Source organism: Streptomyces albofaciens JCM 4342 (assembly GCF_008634025.1).
In the GTDB taxonomy this organism is placed as follows: domain Bacteria; phylum Actinomycetota; class Actinomycetes; order Streptomycetales; family Streptomycetaceae; genus Streptomyces; species Streptomyces albofaciens.
In genome coordinates this window covers 2,350,237-2,365,025 of sequence record NZ_PDCM01000001.1, presented here as the reverse complement: position 1 = coordinate 2,365,025, position 14,789 = coordinate 2,350,237, and the positions used below count along the sequence as shown (strand labels likewise).

Annotated in this window: 14 protein-coding genes; 8 read left to right on the top strand and 6 right to left on the bottom strand. The window is 72.8% G+C overall.

Annotated features, from left to right (window positions below):
* Positions 1–17 precede the first annotated feature (17 nt).
* From CP973_RS10690 to CP973_RS10680, 3 genes are read left to right on the top strand one after another with little or no spacing between them, the layout of a single operon-like run.
* Positions 18–857 (top strand): helix-turn-helix domain-containing protein, encoded by an 840-nt coding sequence (locus CP973_RS10690; protein ID WP_150239640.1) that lies wholly within the window; start codon positions 18–20, stop codon positions 855–857.
* A complete protein-coding gene (locus tag CP973_RS10685) occupies positions 836–1,042 on the top strand; it encodes a DUF397 domain-containing protein (protein WP_150239637.1) in 207 nt (68 codons plus the stop codon). Before CP973_RS10690 ends, CP973_RS10685 begins: the two co-directional genes overlap by 22 nt.
* A 4-nt stretch (positions 1,043–1,046) precedes the next feature.
* Positions 1,047–1,247 carry a DUF397 domain-containing protein gene (locus CP973_RS10680; RefSeq protein ID WP_150239635.1) on the top strand — a complete coding sequence of 67 codons (201 nt, stop codon included), beginning with the start codon at positions 1,047–1,049 and terminating at the stop codon, positions 1,245–1,247.
* A gap of 60 nt (positions 1,248–1,307) precedes the next feature.
* On the opposite strand, the gene CP973_RS10675 is transcribed toward CP973_RS10680, so the two are convergent.
* From CP973_RS10675 to CP973_RS10655, 5 genes are all read right to left on the bottom strand, one after another.
* Positions 1,308–4,484, bottom strand: a complete 3,177-nt coding sequence (locus tag CP973_RS10675; RefSeq protein WP_150239632.1) for an efflux RND transporter permease subunit — start codon at positions 4,482–4,484, stop codon at positions 1,308–1,310.
* A gap of 306 nt (positions 4,485–4,790) precedes the next feature.
* A complete protein-coding gene (locus CP973_RS10670) occupies positions 4,791–5,477 on the bottom strand; it encodes a response regulator (protein WP_150239630.1) in 687 nt (228 codons plus the stop codon).
* Positions 5,474–6,772, bottom strand: a complete 1,299-nt coding sequence (locus CP973_RS10665) for a sensor histidine kinase (protein WP_150239628.1) — start codon at positions 6,770–6,772, stop codon at positions 5,474–5,476. Before CP973_RS10665 ends, CP973_RS10670 begins: the two co-directional genes overlap by 4 nt.
* Positions 6,773–6,874: 102 nt before the next feature.
* Positions 6,875–7,153, bottom strand: coding sequence for a PspA-associated protein PspAA (pspAA, locus tag CP973_RS10660; protein ID WP_150239626.1), 279 nt, complete (start codon positions 7,151–7,153; stop codon positions 6,875–6,877).
* Between the two features lie 101 nt (positions 7,154–7,254).
* Positions 7,255–8,055 (bottom strand): PspA/IM30 family protein, encoded by an 801-nt coding sequence (locus tag CP973_RS10655; protein ID WP_078882152.1) that lies wholly within the window; start codon positions 8,053–8,055, stop codon positions 7,255–7,257.
* Between the two features lie 304 nt (positions 8,056–8,359).
* On the opposite strand from CP973_RS10655, the gene CP973_RS10650 reads away from it, so the two are divergent.
* From CP973_RS10650 to CP973_RS10635, 4 genes are all read left to right on the top strand, one after another.
* Complete coding sequence (locus CP973_RS10650; protein WP_150239624.1) at positions 8,360–8,956, top strand: DUF3043 domain-containing protein; 597 nt, start codon at positions 8,360–8,362, stop codon at positions 8,954–8,956.
* A gap of 86 nt (positions 8,957–9,042) precedes the next feature.
* Positions 9,043–9,771 carry a class I SAM-dependent methyltransferase gene (locus CP973_RS10645; RefSeq protein ID WP_208853167.1) on the top strand — a complete coding sequence of 243 codons (729 nt, stop codon included), beginning with the start codon at positions 9,043–9,045 and terminating at the stop codon, positions 9,769–9,771.
* 209 nt (positions 9,772–9,980) lie between these two features.
* On the top strand, positions 9,981–11,813 hold the full coding sequence (locus tag CP973_RS10640) for an ABC transporter ATP-binding protein (RefSeq protein WP_425281951.1): 1,833 nt from the start codon (positions 9,981–9,983) through the stop codon (positions 11,811–11,813).
* Positions 11,814–11,828: 15 nt separating this feature from the next.
* The gene (locus tag CP973_RS10635) at positions 11,829–12,923 is read left to right on the top strand and encodes a S1C family serine protease (protein ID WP_150239622.1); all 1,095 of its coding nucleotides are present in this window, start codon (positions 11,829–11,831) and stop codon (positions 12,921–12,923) included.
* A 145-nt stretch (positions 12,924–13,068) separates the two neighbouring features.
* Here the strand turns inward: CP973_RS10635 and CP973_RS10630 are convergent, their stop codons facing one another.
* Positions 13,069–13,278 carry a hypothetical protein gene (locus CP973_RS10630; RefSeq protein ID WP_150239620.1) on the bottom strand — a complete coding sequence of 70 codons (210 nt, stop codon included), beginning with the start codon at positions 13,276–13,278 and terminating at the stop codon, positions 13,069–13,071.
* 223 nt (positions 13,279–13,501) lie between these two features.
* Here CP973_RS10630 and CP973_RS10625 point away from each other — a divergent pair, with 223 nt between their 5' ends.
* Entirely contained in the window at positions 13,502–14,770 is a 1,269-nt protein-coding gene (locus tag CP973_RS10625) for a bifunctional adenosylcobinamide kinase/adenosylcobinamide-phosphate guanylyltransferase (protein ID WP_150239618.1), read from the top strand.
* Positions 14,771–14,789 lie beyond the last annotated feature (19 nt).

Below are 14,789 nucleotides of genomic sequence, written 5' to 3'. Positions count from 1 at the left end.
CAGAGAGGCGCACCCCCATGAAATTCACCGCCCGGGCCCTGACCCCGTACGTATCCGCCCGCCATTACTTCGGCTCCGAACAGCGCCGCCACCGCGAGGCGGCGAAGCTGTCGCTGGTGCAGTTGGCGGCCGTGGTCAACTCCAGCAAGAGCACGCTGGCGCGCATCGAGGCGGCGGAACTGCTGGCGCCGTATGACCTACCGCCCAGGCTGGACGCCGCGTTCGGCACGGGCGAGCACTTCTACGGGCTGTACCAGCTGGCGAAGCGGGAGGCGCATCCGGATCAGTACCGGCGGTTCATGGACTTGGAAGCACAGGCCGAAACGATCGAAAACTACGAACCACAGGTCGTACCCGGCCAGTTCCAGACCGAGGCGTACGCCCGGGTCCTGCTTCGCTGCCAGGAAGACCTGTCCACGGAGCAGGTGGAAGAACGGGTCGCCGCTCGGATGTCCCGGCAAGAGCGCCGACGGCCCGTCCCCTGCCGCTGGGCAATCATCGACGAGTCGGTCTTGCGGCGGCAGGTCGGCGACAAGAGCTGCATGTACGAGCAATTGGCATCGTTGCTGGAGCAGGGGAATACTCCAGACAGCAAGGTTCAGGTGATGCCCTTCAGCGCCGGCCCTCATTCACTGATGAGCGGCGCGCTGACCTTGCTGGCACTGCCCAACGGCTCCACAGCAGCCTACGAAGAGGGCATCGAGGCCGGCCACCTCTACGAGGACCCGGACGCGGTGAAGAAATGGCGGCGGCAGTATGAAGTGCTGCGCGCCAACTCTCTCTCGCTGACTGAATCGGCGGAGCTGATCCGAAAGGCGATGGAGGACTACAAACCATGCGACACACTCCCGAGCTGAGCGCAGCCCGCTGGCGCAAGAGCAGCTACAGCAACACCAACGGGGGCAACTGCGTCGAGATCGCCGAAGACATCCCCGACCTCGTCCCCGTACGCGACAGCAAAACCCCCCACGGCCCCATACTCACCTTCCCCACCGCCTCCTGGGCCGCATTTATCGCCGCCCTCAAGACGGCGGAGAGGTAGGCCCATGCCGCAGTCCCTCGCCCCCCGCACCGCCCGCTGGCGCAAGAGCAGCTACAGCAATACGAACGGGGGGAGCTGCGTCGAGATCAGCGATGACCTTCCCGGCACCGTCCCCGTACGCGACAGCAAAACCCCCCACGGCCCCATACTCACCTTCCCCACCGCCTCCTGGACCGCGTTCATCGCCACCCTCAAGGCGGTCTGACGCACCTCGGCCCGTCCCAGGATCTTCCCGGGACGGGCCGAGTCGTGTGCGTCGAGCGTCTCAGACGCCCGCCGGCTCCGGCGTGCGGGGCTCCTCCGCGGGCTGCGCCCGCTTGGCCGTCCTCTTGGCCGCGCGCCGCTCCTTCCGCAGTTCGATCATCGCGTACAACGTCGGGACCAGCAGCAGCGTCAGCAGCGTGGACGTGATCAGGCCGCCGATGACGACCACGGCCAGCGGCTGGGAGATGAAGCCGCCGTCGCCGGTGACCGAGAGGGCCATCGGGAGCAGGGCCATGATCGTGGCCAGGGCCGTCATCAGGATCGGGCGCAGGCGGTGGCGGCCGCCCTCGATGACGGCCTCGACCACGCCGTAGCCCTGCGACCGGTACTGGTTGATCAGGTCGATCAGCACGATCGCGTTGGTGACGACGATGCCGATCAGCATCAGCATGCCGATCATCGCCGGGACGCCCATCGGGGTGCCCGTCGCGAGCAGCAGGCCGATCGCGCCGGTCGCCGCGAAGGGGATCGAGACGAGGAGGATCAGCGGCTGGATCAGGGACCGGAAGGTGCCCACCAGCAGCATGAAGACGATCGCGATGGCGGCCAGCATGGCCAGGCCGAGGGAGGAGAACGCCTCGGTCTGGTCGGACGAGACGCCGCCGATCTCGGCGGTGGCGCCCTCCGGCAGGTCCAGTGCCTTGATCTTGGACTGGAGCTGGGCGGTGACCGCGCCGGTGTTGTCACCGGTCGGCTTGGCGGTGATCGTGGCGGAGCGGGCGCCGTCGATACGGGTGGTCTGGACCGGGCCCGCGACCGTGCGGATGGTGGCCAGGTCGCCGAGCCTGGCCGGGCCCGCCGGGGTCGGTACGGCCAGGTCGCGCAGCGCGGCCTCGGACGTGACCGGGTGGGCGGACTTGACGACGATGTCCCGCTCGGCGTTGTCGATCATGGCCTTGCCGCTGGTGGTGCCGCGCACCGCCTGGGCGACGACCTGGCCGAGCGCGGCCTGGCTGTAACCGGCCTCCGCCGCCTTCGCGTTGGCCTGCACCGAGATCCGGGGCACGCTCCGCGCCAGGTCGCTCTGCACGTCGGTGACGTGGTCGAGGCCGGCGACGGTGGCCCGTACCCGCTCGGACGCCTTCTTCAGCACGTCCGCGTCGGCGGCCTTGACCACCACGCTCAGGTCCTGGTTGCCGAAGCCGCCGCCACCGGACGAGACGGTGGTCTCGCCGATGTCCTTGCCGAGCTTGCCGAGTTCGGCGCGGAGCTTGTCGGTGACCTTCCCGGAGTCCGCGGAGTCCTTCAGCTTGAGCTGGTACGACGCCTGGTTGGCGCCGCTGCCGCCGCCGAAGGCCGCCATGAAGCCGGACGAGCCGACGGTGACCTGGTAGTCCGCGACCCCGTCGAGGCCGGCGAGGACCTTCTCCACCCGCTTGGCCTGCGCGTCGGCCGCGGCGAGGCTGGTCCCCGGCGTCAGCTCCTGCTTGACGCTGAGGGTGTCCTGGTCGCCCTGGTCGAAGAAGTTGGTCTTCAGGAGCGGGGCCATGCCGAAGGTGGCCAGGAGGACGACGACCGCGATGACGACGCTGGTGGCGCGGCGGCGCGTAGCGAAGCGCAGGACGGGGACGTACAGGCGCTGGAGCGGGCTGCCGCTCTCCTTGGCCTCGGCGGCCCGGCGCAGTTCCTCGGGGTCGGTGCCCTCGGGGATCTTCGGGGCGCGCAGGAACCAGTAGGAGAGGACCGGGACGACGGTCAGGGAGACGAGGAGGGAGGCGAGCAGGGCGACCGTGACGGTGATCGAGAAGGAGCCGAAGAGGGCGCCGACCATGCCGCCGACCACGCCGATGGGCAGGAAGACCGCCACCGTGGTCAGGGTGGAGGAGGTGATCGCGCCGGCCACCTCGCGGACGGCGGTGAGGATGGCCTGCCGCCGCTCCTCGCCGTAGCCGAGGTGCCGTTTGATGTTCTCCAGGACGACGATCGAGTCGTCCACGACGCGTCCGATGGCGATGGTCAGCGCGCCGAGGGTGAGCATGTTCAGCGACAGGTCGCCGGTCCACAGCACGATCAGCGTGATGACGACGGACAGCGGGATGGAGACCGCGGTGACCAGTGTCGAGCGCAGGCTGAGCAGGAAGACCAGGATCACGATCACGGCCATGACCAGGCCGAGCAGGCCCTCCGTGGTCAGCGACTCGATGGACCTGGAGACCGCCGGGCCCTGGTCGGAGACGACCGTGACCTCGGCGCCCTTGCCCAGCGCCGTACGGATCTCCGGCAGCTTGTCCTTGACCGCCTCGGAGATGTCCACGGCGCTGCCGTCCTGGCCCATGGTCACCATGACGGCCAGGCTGGGCTTGCCGTTGGTGCGGGTGATGGAGGTCGGGGTGGCCGACTCCTCCTTGACGGTGGCGACGTCACCGAGGCGTACGGGCTTGCCGGCCGAAGCGCCCCCGGAGCCGCCGGAGCCCCCGGCTCCACCCTGGCCCGCCGCCGGGGTGACCGTCAGGTCCCGTACCTGCTCCGCGGAGGTGAAGCCGGAACCGACCTGGACGGTGTTGCTCCGGCCCTTCTCGGCGAACGAACCGGCGGGTACGGACGCGCCGTTCGCCTCCAGCGCCTGCCCGAGCGCGGCGGCCGTCAGCCCGGCCCGGGCCAGCTTGGCCTCGTCGGGGGTGACGGCGACGATGCGGTCCTGGACGCCGTTGACGGTGACCTGGCCGACGCCGTCGATGTTCTTCAGGTCCGGCACCACGCTGCGGTCGAGCTGGTCGGCCAGCGCCTGCTGGTCCTTGCCGGTCGCCGACACGGCGAGCACGACGGCCGGGATGTCGTCCGTCGAACCGGCCACGACCTGCGGGTCCACGTCCTTCGGCAGCTTGGCGCGGGCCCGGTTGACGGCCTGCTGCACATCGGCGACCAGCCGCTTGGAGTCGTTGCCGTAGTCGAACCGGGCCATGATGACGGCCGAGCCCTCGCGCGCCGTCGAGGTGACGCCCTTGATGCCGTCGACCGCCTGGATTCCGTCCTCCAGCGGCTCGATCACCTGCTTCTCGACGACGTCGGGCGAGGCACCCTGGTAGGGCGCCAGCACGGACACCATGGGCAGGTCGATGGTGGGCAGGAGCTGCTGTTTGAGCTGGGGGATCGCGATGGCGCCGAAGGCGATCGCGACGATCGACATCAGCGCTATCAGGCCCCGTTGTACGAGGCTGAGTCGGGACAGCCAGGACATGGGTGGGGTCTCTCTTCTGTTCTGTACTGCGGCGTGGTCGTACGGCGTGGCTGCGCGGTGCTGCCGTACGGAACGGCGGTACGGCGTGGTCGTACGGCATTGCTGTACGGCATCGCTGTGCGGCGTTCCGGCGGGCGGGCACCACTGCCCGTGGGCTCCGCTGGGGCCCGCGGACGGGCACCACTGGCCCGCCTAAACGATCCGCCATGCCCCACGCGCTTTTCCTCGCTCGCAGGTCGGTTTCCGCCCCACCCGCCTACCGCGTTCGGAGTACGGCGGTCTCCACCCCCCGCTGCACCCCTGGGTCTACCGCGCCCGCGGGCGGACCAGCCCCGATTCGTACGCGATGACCACCAGCTGCGCCCGGTCGCGCGCGCCCAGCTTGGCCATGGCCCGGTTGACGTGTGTCTTGACCGTCAGCGGGCTGACCGCGAGCTCCTTGGCGATCTCGTCGTTGGACAGCCCGCCCCCGACCAGCACGAGCACCTCCCGCTCCCGCCCGGTCAGCGTGCCCAGCTCGGCCGCCCCCGGCCGCCCGGGCCCGCCCTCGGACGGCCCCTCCCCCTGCGCGAGGAACTTGGCGATCAGCCCCTTCGTCGCGGCCGGCGACAGCAGCGCCTCCCCGGCCGCCGCGATCCGGATGGCGCTGAGCAGCTCGTCCGGCTCGGCCCCCTTCCCGAGGAACCCGCTGGCCCCGCCCCGCAGCGCCTGCACCACGTAGTCGTCCACCTCGAAGGTGGTCAGGATGACCACGCGTACGGCGGTCAGGTCCGGGTCGGCGGTGATCATGCGGGTGGCGGCGAGGCCGTCCACGCCGGGCATCCGGATGTCCATCAGGACGACATCGGGCCCCGTGGCCCGCGTCAGCTCGTACGCCTCGGCCCCGTCGGACGCCTCCCCCACCACCTCCATGTCCGGCTCGGAGTCCACGAGGATGCGGAAGGCGCTGCGGAGCAGGGCCTGGTCGTCGGCGAGCAGCACCTTGATGGTCATCCGGTCTCCCCCGTGCGGCAGCTGCGGCCGGACGCGCCGGCCTGGTGATCGGTTCGGGTGGTCTGGAGGGGCAGGCGTACGTGTACCCGGAAGCCGCCGGCCGCGCGGGGGCCGGTTTCGACGGTGCCGCGCAGGGCTTCGACGCGTTCGCGCATGCCGATCAGGCCGTGGCCGCCGCCGGGTTGCGGGGCGCGGTGGCCGTGGTCCGGGCCGGTGCCGTCGTCCAGGACCGTGACCGTCAGGGCGTCGGTGGTGCGGGTGACGCGGACCGTCGCGCGGGCGCCCTGGCCGGCGTGTTTGTGCACGTTGGTCAGGGCTTCCTGGACGATGCGGTACGCGGTCAGGTCGATGGCGGCGGGCAGGGCGTCCGCCGGGCGCGGGACGTCGAGGTCGACGGGCAGGCCGGCGCGTACGAAACCGTCCACGAGGTGGTCGAGGACGGCCAGGCCGGGGGCGGGTTCGGTGGGGGCCCGCGGGTCGTCGGACTGGCGCAGCAGGCCCACGGTGGCGCGCAGTTCGTCCAGGGCCGAGCGGGACGCCTCGCGTACGTGGGCCAGGGCCTGCTTGGCCTGGTCGGGGCGGCTGTCCATGACGTGCGAGGCGACCCCGGCCTGCACGTTGACCAGGGCGATGTGGTGGGCGACCACGTCGTGCAGCTCGCGGGCGATGCGCATGCGCTCCTCGGCGACGCGGCGCCGGGCCTCCTCCTCGCGGGTGCGCTCGGCGCGTTCGGCCCGTTCCCGTATGGCGGCGACGAAGGCGCGGCGGCTGCGGACCGCGTCACCGGCCGCGGCGGCCATGCCGGTCCACGCGAAGATCCCCAGGTTCTCCTGCGCGTACCAGGGGCGGGCCCCGAAGAGCATCGCGGCGGCGGTGAGCACGACCACGGTCAGCGCGCCGACGCGCCAGGTGGTGGAGCGGTCCGTACGGGCGGCGAGGGTGCACAGCGCGACGACCACGGAGCAGGCGACCGGGGCGCGCGGCGCCTCGGTTTCGAGGAGGAGTTCGAGGACGGTGCAGACACCGGTCACGACCAGCACGCTGCGCGGGAAGCGGCGGCGCAGTGCCAGGGCGCCGCTGGCGACGGCGGCGAGAACCGCGGTGGTGACGGTCAGGTCCCGTTCGCCGAAACGGGGGCCGTGCGGCCCGTGCGGCCCGGCCATCGCGCCGACCAGGATGGCCCCGAAGACGGCGAGCGCCAGCGCGGTGTCGCAGGCGCGCGGGTGGGCGCGTATCCAGGCGAGCGGGCCGCCGCCCGGACGCGGGCCGGCCTGCCCGGGGGCGAGGGGAGTCACGGGGAAACGGTAGCGCCCCGGTCCCACGCGGGTACCGGGGCGCTGCCTGTGCTGGAGGGCGTACGGGCCATCCGGTGGCCGGAGACCGGCCGGGCCGTCGGCTCAGCCCGGAATCAGCCCGTCATCGCTGAGCATCTCCCTGACCTCGTCGAGGGTCGCGTCCTCGGCGGGCAGGATCAGTTCGGACGGCTCCAGGGCGTCGTCCGGCAGTGGGGTGCCCAGACGGCGCACCGCGTCCAGAAGGGCGCCCAGGGTGCGCCGGAAGCCGGACTCGTCGCCGCTCTCCATTTCTTCGAGCAGCTCGTCGTCCAGCTTGTTCAGCTCGACGAAGTGCGCGTCGTCGAGCTTCACCTGCCCCTCCCCCATGATCCGTACGATCACGACGGTCTCCTTCTGGTCCGGTGTGTGATCCGGTGCGGCGATCCGGTACGACGATCCGTTCCGGGTGCGGCGGTCGCGACGAGGCTAACCGCCGCCGGCCGTCACTGCTTGTCGAAACGCGGCTGTCCGGGCTGCGCCTGCGGAGCCTGCTGCCCCTGGCCCGCCTGGCCGCCCTCGATGGCCTGCTTGTCGGCGCCCGGGCCCGCCAGCTCGGCCTTCATGCGCTGGAGCTCCAGCTCGACGTCCGTACCGCCGGAGAGCCGGTCCAGCTCGGCGGCGATGTCGTCCTTGGCCATGCCGGACGGGTCGTCCAGCGCGCCGGAGGCGAGCAGTTCGTCGATGGCACCGGCCCGGGCCTGCATCTGCGCGGTCTTGTCCTCCGCGCGCTCGATGGCCATGCCGACGTCGCCCATCTCCTCGGAGATGCCGGAGAACGCCTCGCCGATCCGGGTCTGGGCCTGGGCGGCGGTGTAGGTGGCCTTGATCGTCTCCTTCTTCGTACGGAAGGCGTCGACCTTGGCCTGAAGGCGCTGGGCGGCGAGGGTGAGCTTCTCCTCCTCGCCCTGGAGGGTCTGGTGCTGCGTCTCCAGGTCGGTGACCTGCTGCTGGAGGGCCGCCCGGCGGGACAGCGCCTCGCGGGCGAGGTCCTCGCGGCCGAGCGAGAGGGCCTTGCGCCCCTGGTCCTCCAGCTTGGAGGACTGGGCCTGGAGCTGGTTGAGCTGGAGCTCCAGGCGCTTGCGGGAGGTCGCCACGTCGGCGACGCCGCGACGGACCTTCTGGAGCAGCTCCAGCTGCTTCTGGTACGAGTAGTCAAGGGTCTCGCGCGGATCCTCGGCCCGGTCCAGGGCCTTGTTGGCCTTCGCGCGGAAGATCATCCCCATCCGCTTCATGACACCGCTCATGGGCCTCGCGCGCCCCCTTCTGACCGAGTTACATCGGGCTTCGGCTCCAGCACATCTACAGACCCCACAGTACGGGCCCCGGTTCCATTACCGCACTGTTCGGGCCCGGATGCGCTCCTCCTGCAGGACGATCAGGACGGCGCGGTTATCCGGCGCAGGGAGTAGGGAACGCGCGGGGACTCCGCCATCAGTCCTTTTCGCCCCGTTATGCCCCTGGCGTCGCACCGGTCACGGGATCACGCCGTTGCCGGATCGTTCCCCATGCCGCTGTGGTCCATGCACCGCCAACCCGTACCCTTGCGTTGTGTTCCGAAGCCGTTCGAAGGATGAGCAGGCCGCGACCGCCAAGGTGACCGCGTCCGAGCCGAAGCAGCCCCGCGACCCGCAGGCCCCGAAGGGCCGCCCGACGCCGAAGCGCAGCCAGGCGCAGGCGCAGCGCCGCACGCGCGCGCACACGCCGGCCAACCGCAAGGAGGCGCAGAAGGCCGCGCGTGAGGCGCGCCGCGCCGACATGGCCCGGCAGCGCGAGGCGCTGGCCAACGGCGACGAGCGGTTCCTGCCGGTGCGCGACAAGGGCCCGGTGCGCCGCTTCGCGCGCGACTTCGTGGACTCGCGCTGGTGCGTGGCGGAGTTCTTCCTGCCGATGGCCGTGATCATCCTGGTGCTGACGATGCTGCGCCAGCCGGGGATCCAGAACATCGCGCTGCTGCTGTGGCTGTTCATCATCGTGCTGATCGTGATCGACTCGTTCGTGCTGTGGTTCTCGCTGGGCAAGCGCCTCAAGCAGCGCTTCCCGAACGAGAACCTGAGGGGCGTCAAGCCGTACGCCCTGATGCGCACCCTCCAGATGCGCCGGCTGCGCCTCCCGAAGCCGCAGGTCAAGCGCGGAGAGCGGCCCTGAACGCGACCCCTTCGGGCTTCTCGCCCGGCGCCGGACGGTGGCTGGGCGGGCTGGACGGACTGCGCAACACGGTCCGCCAGGAGCTGGTGGCCCGCCAGCTGGAGGAGCAGATCTCGGCGCGCTTCCCGGTGGGACAGCGGCTGCGGGTGCTCGACGTGGGCACCGGCCAGGGCACCCAGGCGCTCCGGCTGGCCCGCGCCGGCCACAAGGTCACCGGCCTGGAGGCCGACCCCGCGATGCTGGCGGCCGCCCGCGCGGCCCTCGCGGAGGAACCGGCCGGCATCCAGGAGCGCGTGCAGCTCATCGAGGGCGACGGCCGGGAGACCGGCGTGCACTTCCTCCCCGGCGCCTTCGACGTGGTGCTGTGCCACGGCGTGCTGATGTACGTGGCCGAGCCGGACCCGATGCTGGCCGGGCTGGCCCGCGTCCTGGCGCCCGGTGGCCTGCTGTCCCTGGTGGTGCGCAACGCCGACGCGCTCGCGATGCGGCCGGGGCTGTCCGGTGACTGGGACGGCGCGCTGGCGGCCTTCGAGTCGTCCGAGTACGTCAACCGCCTCGGCCTGAAGGCCCGCGCCGACCGCCTGGCGGCGCTGACCGCCACGCTCGACGGGATCGGCGCGCCGCTGGAGACCTGGTACGGCGTACGGATCTTCACCGACACCGCGGCGGACGACGCGCCGCTGCCCGCCGACGGCGAGCTGGAACGGCTGCTGGCCGCGGAGGAGCGGGCCGGGCGCACCGATCCGTACCGCGCGGTGGCGGCGCTGCTGCACCTGTGCGGCGTACGGGGCGGAGCGGGGAGCGAGGGGCGGTAGGAGTGCGGGTGCGCACCGGGGGCGCAGCGGGCGCACACCAGGGGCGCACCAGGAGGGGCGCGCGGGCGCGCACGCCCCTGTCCCCGTGACTACGCCTCGCTCTTGTAGATGCGTCCCGCCCCCGCGAGGGCCTGCACCGCAACCCTGACGCGTGAAATCCCCTACGGGTAAAAGACAGGTAATCGCCCCGCTCCCGCGTCCTGTTCTTCGTGAGCACCGAGACCCCGAGAACCGCCTCGGCCACCGCCGACGCGGAACACCCGCAGCCCTCCCTGCCCGTCCGGAAGACCTGGCGGGTGCTGTACGGCCACATCCGGCCGCACCGCGCCGTCATCGCCCTGGGCGGGCTGCTGACCCTGGCCGGCTCGGCCGCCGGCCTCGTCCAGCCGCTGGCCGCCAAGGCGCTGGTCGAGCGCCTGGGCGTACACGAGTCGATCACCATGCTGCTGGTGCTGCTGACCGCGCTGGTGGTGGCGGGCGCCGTGGCGGAATCGGTCGGCGCCTACGTCCTGGAACGCACCGCGGAGTCCGTGGTGCTCGCCGCCCGGCGTCAGCTCGTCGCCCGGCTGCTGCGGCTGCGGATGCCCGCGGTGGACCGCAGCAAGCCCGGTGACCTGATGTCGCGGGTCACCGCGGACACCACGCTGCTGCGCGCGATCACCACCCAGTCGCTGGTCTCCGCCGGGACCGGCCTCGCCACCCTGGTCGGCGCGATCGTGTTCATGGCCCTGCTGGAGCCGGTGCTGCTCGGGGTGACGGTCGCCGTGATCGTGCTGATCGGCAGCTCCATGGGGCTGGTCATGCCGCGGATCTCCAAGGCGACGAAGCGGGCGCAGGAGGCCGTGGGGGCGATCTCCACGGCCCTGGAGCGGACGTTCGGCGCGTTCCGTACGGTCAAGGCGTCCGGCGCGGAGCGGCGGGAGGAGGCGGCCATCGAGGCGGCGGCGCGCGAGGCGTGGCGCAGTGGCATACGGGCCGCGAAGTGGCAGTCGCTCGCGATGTCCTCGGTGGGGCTCGCGGTGCAGGTCTCCTTCCTGGCGGTGCTGGGCGTCGGCGGGGCGCGGGTGGCCTCGGGGGCCACCGACATCGCCACCCTGGTCGCGTTCCTGCTGTATCTCTTCTACTTGATCGACCCGATATCCCGGCTGGTGGAGGCGGCGTCCGCCTACCAGGTGGGGTCGGCCGCGATCGCCCGGATGGCGGAGGCGGAGAGCCTGGAGACGGAGCCCCTGGAGACGGAGCCTTCGGAAGAAGCGGGCGCCGGCGCCCCCACCAAGCCCGCGAGCGTCGCCTTCGAAGGGGTCACCTTCCGCTACCGCCCGGACCTGCCGCCCGTCCACCACGGCGTGGACTTCGTGGTGCCCGGCGGCGGCATGACGGCGTTCGTCGGCCCGTCCGGCGCCGGCAAGTCCACCGTCTTCGGGCTGGTGGAGCGGTTCTACGAGGCGGACGGCGGCCGGGTGCTGGTCGACGGCACGGACGTACGGGACTGGCCGCTGGACCGGCTGCGCGCCCAGATCGGCTACGTCGAGCAGGACGCGCCCGTACTGGCCGGCACGCTGCGCGAGAACCTGCTGTTCGCGGCGCCCGGCGCCACCGATGACCAGCTGGCCCGCGTCCTGACGCGGACCCGGCTGGACGGCCTGGTCGAGCGGCTGCCGGAGGGCCTGGAGACGCCGGTGGGCCACCGCGGCAGCAAGCTGTCGGGCGGCGAGCGGCAGCGGGTGGCGATCGCGCGGGCGCTGCTGCGCGAGCCGCGGCTGCTGCTCCTGGACGAGGCGACCTCGCAGCTGGACGCGGTCAACGAGCTGGCGCTGCGGGACACCGTCGCGGAGGCCGCCCGTACGACCACGGTGCTCGTGGTGGCGCACCGGCTGTCCACGGTCACGCTCGCGGACCGGATCGTGGTGATGGAGGCGGGACGGGTGCGCGCGGTCGGTACACACGCGGAGCTGGTGGCGAGCGATCCGCTGTACGGGGAGCTGGCGGCGACGCAGTTTCTCGCCACGGCGCCGGATGACCGGGCGAACCACGCGTCCTGACGGGACACTCCAGACATGACGCCTTCACCGACTTCCCCGCGCAGGGCGGCGGTCGCCGCGGCGGCCGCCCTGTGCGCGACCGCACTGATCGCCGGCTGCTCCGGTTCGGGCTCCCCCGACCCCGCCGACCGGTCCCCCTCGTCGGCCCCCGGCACCTCCCCCGCGAAGGCGGCGGCCCCCAGCGTCAGCACCGACCTCCAGAATGCCTACCAGAAGGTGGTCAAGGACGTGCTGCCGTCGGTCGTCCAGATCACCACCGGGGAGGGGCTGGGCTCGGGGGTGGTCTACGACGCGCGCGGGCACGTCGTCACCAACGCCCACGTGGTCGGCCAGGAGAAGACGTTCAAGGTCACCACGGCCCGGGGCAGCCGCTCGCTGAACGCCTCGCTGGTCGCCTCCTACCCGGAGCAGGACCTCGCCGTCATCAAGATCGAAAAGGCGCCGGGCGATCTGAAGCCGGCCACCTTCGGCGACTCCGCCAAGGTGGAGATCGGGCAGATCGTGCTCGCCATGGGCAGCCCGCTGGGGCTGTCCGGCAGCGTCACCCAGGGCATCGTCTCGGCGACCGGGCGCACCGTCAGCGAGCCCAGCAGCGGCGGCGGTACGGGCGCCACCCTCGCCAACATGGTGCAGACCTCCGCCGCCATCAACCCCGGTAACAGCGGCGGCGCCCTGGTCAACCTCTCCGACCAGGTCATCGGCATCCCCACGCTGGCCGCCACCGACCCGCAGATGGGCGAGGGCGCGGCCCCCGGCATCGGCTTCGCCATCCCGGCCTCCACCGTCCGCAACATCGCCGACCAGATCATCAAGGACGGCAAGGTCACCAACTCGGGCCGGGCGGCGCTGGGCATCACGGCCCGCACCATCGTCGGCCCGGACTTCGAGGGCGCCGGGGTGAGCGTCGCGAGCGTCAAGAAGGGCGGCCCGGCGGATCAGGCGGGCATCGAGGCGGGCGACGTCATCGTGAAGTTCGACGGGACGGACATCGGCACGATGCAGGAGCTGACGGAGGCGCTGGCGGGCCACAAGCCCGGCGACAAGGTGGAGGTGACGGTCGACCGGGACGGGGCGCGGAAGCCGGTGCGGGTCACCCTCGGGACGATCTGAGCAGGTCGGGGCCGGCGGGTACCGGCCGGGCCGGTGCCCGGCCGGTACCGTGGCGGGCCCGGCCGGGTCCGGGGCGCACCGGCGCGTCATGGCCCGGCCGCCCCGGCTCGGCTACCGGCCCGTGCCGGAAGCGCCGGTCAGCAGGTCACCCCGCCGCCTCGGCGTGCAGGCTCATCCCGTAGATCTCGGCGCCGTCCTCGAAGAGCGTCACCTGGTCGGCGCCCCCGTCGAGAAGGTCCTTCCACACCTCGCCGATCCAGGACTCCGCGTCCCCCTGGGTCGTGAAGTCCTCCGGCTGCACCGCGGGCTCCACCTCCGTACCGTCGGCCTTCTCGAACCGCCACGTCCACACCATGTCCGCCTCCTGGTCCACCGAGTGCCTGCTCGTCGCGTACCGGCGCGCCGCGGTCCCGTACCACCCCGTGGCGCGCCGGCGCCCGGTACAAGCGCCGTACGCCCGGCGTATGCCCCGCCGACGCGCGGTGTACGTCCCGCGCACGTGCTGTTCCGCAGCCTAACGGCCGTGTCGAGACCGGCCCCCGCGCGCCCGGTCGGCGCGGACGGGAGAAAATCGGCGCGTGGAACTGACTCTCCTCGGCACCGGAGCCCCCCGGGGGCTGCCGCGCCCCGGCTGCCCCTGTGCCGCCTGCGCCACCGCCGTCGGCGACGAGGCGCGGGCGGCCACCGCGCTGCTCATCGACGGGGCGCTGCTCCTGGACCTGACCCCGGGGCCGGCGTTCGCCGCCGCCCGCGCCGGGCACTCGCTGACCGCCGTACGGCAGGTGCTGCTCTCGCACCCGCACGACGGGCCCGCGATGGAGGTGCCCGCCGGGCTGCCGCAGCCGGGCCGGGTCGCGGACGGCCGGGAGCTGGCGCTGCTGGACGGGCACCGGGTGCGGGCCGTCGCGGTGGACGTGCCGGGCACCGGTTACGAGGTCGGCGGGCCCGAGGGCGAGCGGCTGCTGTACCTGCCGCCCGGGGCCGCGCCGGCCGGGCTGGCCGAGGGCGAGGGGCACGGGCGCGGCTCCGGCCCGTACGACATGGTGCTGCTGGACGTGCTGGGGCGGCCGGACGCGCTGGCGCGGCTGCGGGCGAGCGGGGCCGTGGACGCGGCGACCGACGTGCTGGGCGTCCACCTGGACCACGAGGTGCCGCCCGGCCCGGAGCTGCACCGCCGGCTGGCCGCCGCGGGCGCGCGTACCGTGCCGGACGGTACGTCGCTGCTGGTCGGCGAGTATCACGCGGTGCCGGATCTGCCGCGCCGCACGCTGGTGCTGGGCGGCGCGCGCAGCGGCAAGTCGGCGGAGGCGGAGCGGCGGCTGGCCGCCTTCCCGGACGTCCTGTACGTCGCCACCGGCGGCACCCGGGACGGGGACGCCGAGTGGGCCGCGCGGGTCTCGGCCCACCGGGAGCGCCGCCCGGCGTCCTGGCGTACGACGGAGACCTGCGATCTGCTGCCGCTCCTGGAAGGCGGCGTCCGGCACGAGGACCGGCCGTGTGGCGCCGCCGCACCGGCCGCGCCGGACGACTCGCCGCTGCTCATCGACTGCCTCGCCCTGTGGCTGACGCACGCCATGGACGAGGTGGGCGCGTGGGACGACGGGAAGTGGGCGGCGGGCGGCGAGCGGGAGCTGCGCGCGCGGGTGGACGAGCTGGTCGCGGCGGTGCGCGGTGCCCGGCGGCCGGTGGTGGCGGTGAGCAACGAGGTCGGCTCGGGGGTGGTCCCGGCCACCGCGTCCGGCCGCCGGTTCCGCGACGAACTGGGGCGGCTGAACGCGCTGTTCGGCGCCGAGTGCGAACACGTCCTGCTGGTCGTCGCCGGGCAGGCGCTTGCGCTGCGCGGATGACACGGCCCGCGCGGCGCCC

Excerpts from the sequence above, each read along its gene's own strand:
- CP973_RS10690 (WP_150239640.1), top strand. The coding sequence starts at position 18 with ATGAAATTCACCGCCCGGGCCCTGACCCCGTACGTATCCGCCCGCCAT.
- CP973_RS10685 (WP_150239637.1), top strand. The coding sequence starts at position 836 with ATGCGACACACTCCCGAGCTGAGCGCAGCCCGCTGGCGCAAGAGCAGC.
- CP973_RS10680 (WP_150239635.1), top strand. The coding sequence starts at position 1,047 with ATGCCGCAGTCCCTCGCCCCCCGCACCGCCCGCTGGCGCAAGAGCAGC.
- CP973_RS10675 (WP_150239632.1), bottom strand. The coding sequence starts at position 4,484 with ATGTCCTGGCTGTCCCGACTCAGCCTCGTACAACGGGGCCTGATAGCG.
- CP973_RS10670 (WP_150239630.1), bottom strand. The coding sequence starts at position 5,477 with ATGACCATCAAGGTGCTGCTCGCCGACGACCAGGCCCTGCTCCGCAGC.
- CP973_RS10655 (WP_078882152.1), bottom strand. The coding sequence starts at position 8,055 with ATGAGCGGTGTCATGAAGCGGATGGGGATGATCTTCCGCGCGAAGGCC.
- CP973_RS10635 (WP_150239622.1), top strand. The coding sequence starts at position 11,829 with ATGACGCCTTCACCGACTTCCCCGCGCAGGGCGGCGGTCGCCGCGGCG.
- CP973_RS10630 (WP_150239620.1), bottom strand. The coding sequence starts at position 13,278 with ATGGTGTGGACGTGGCGGTTCGAGAAGGCCGACGGTACGGAGGTGGAG.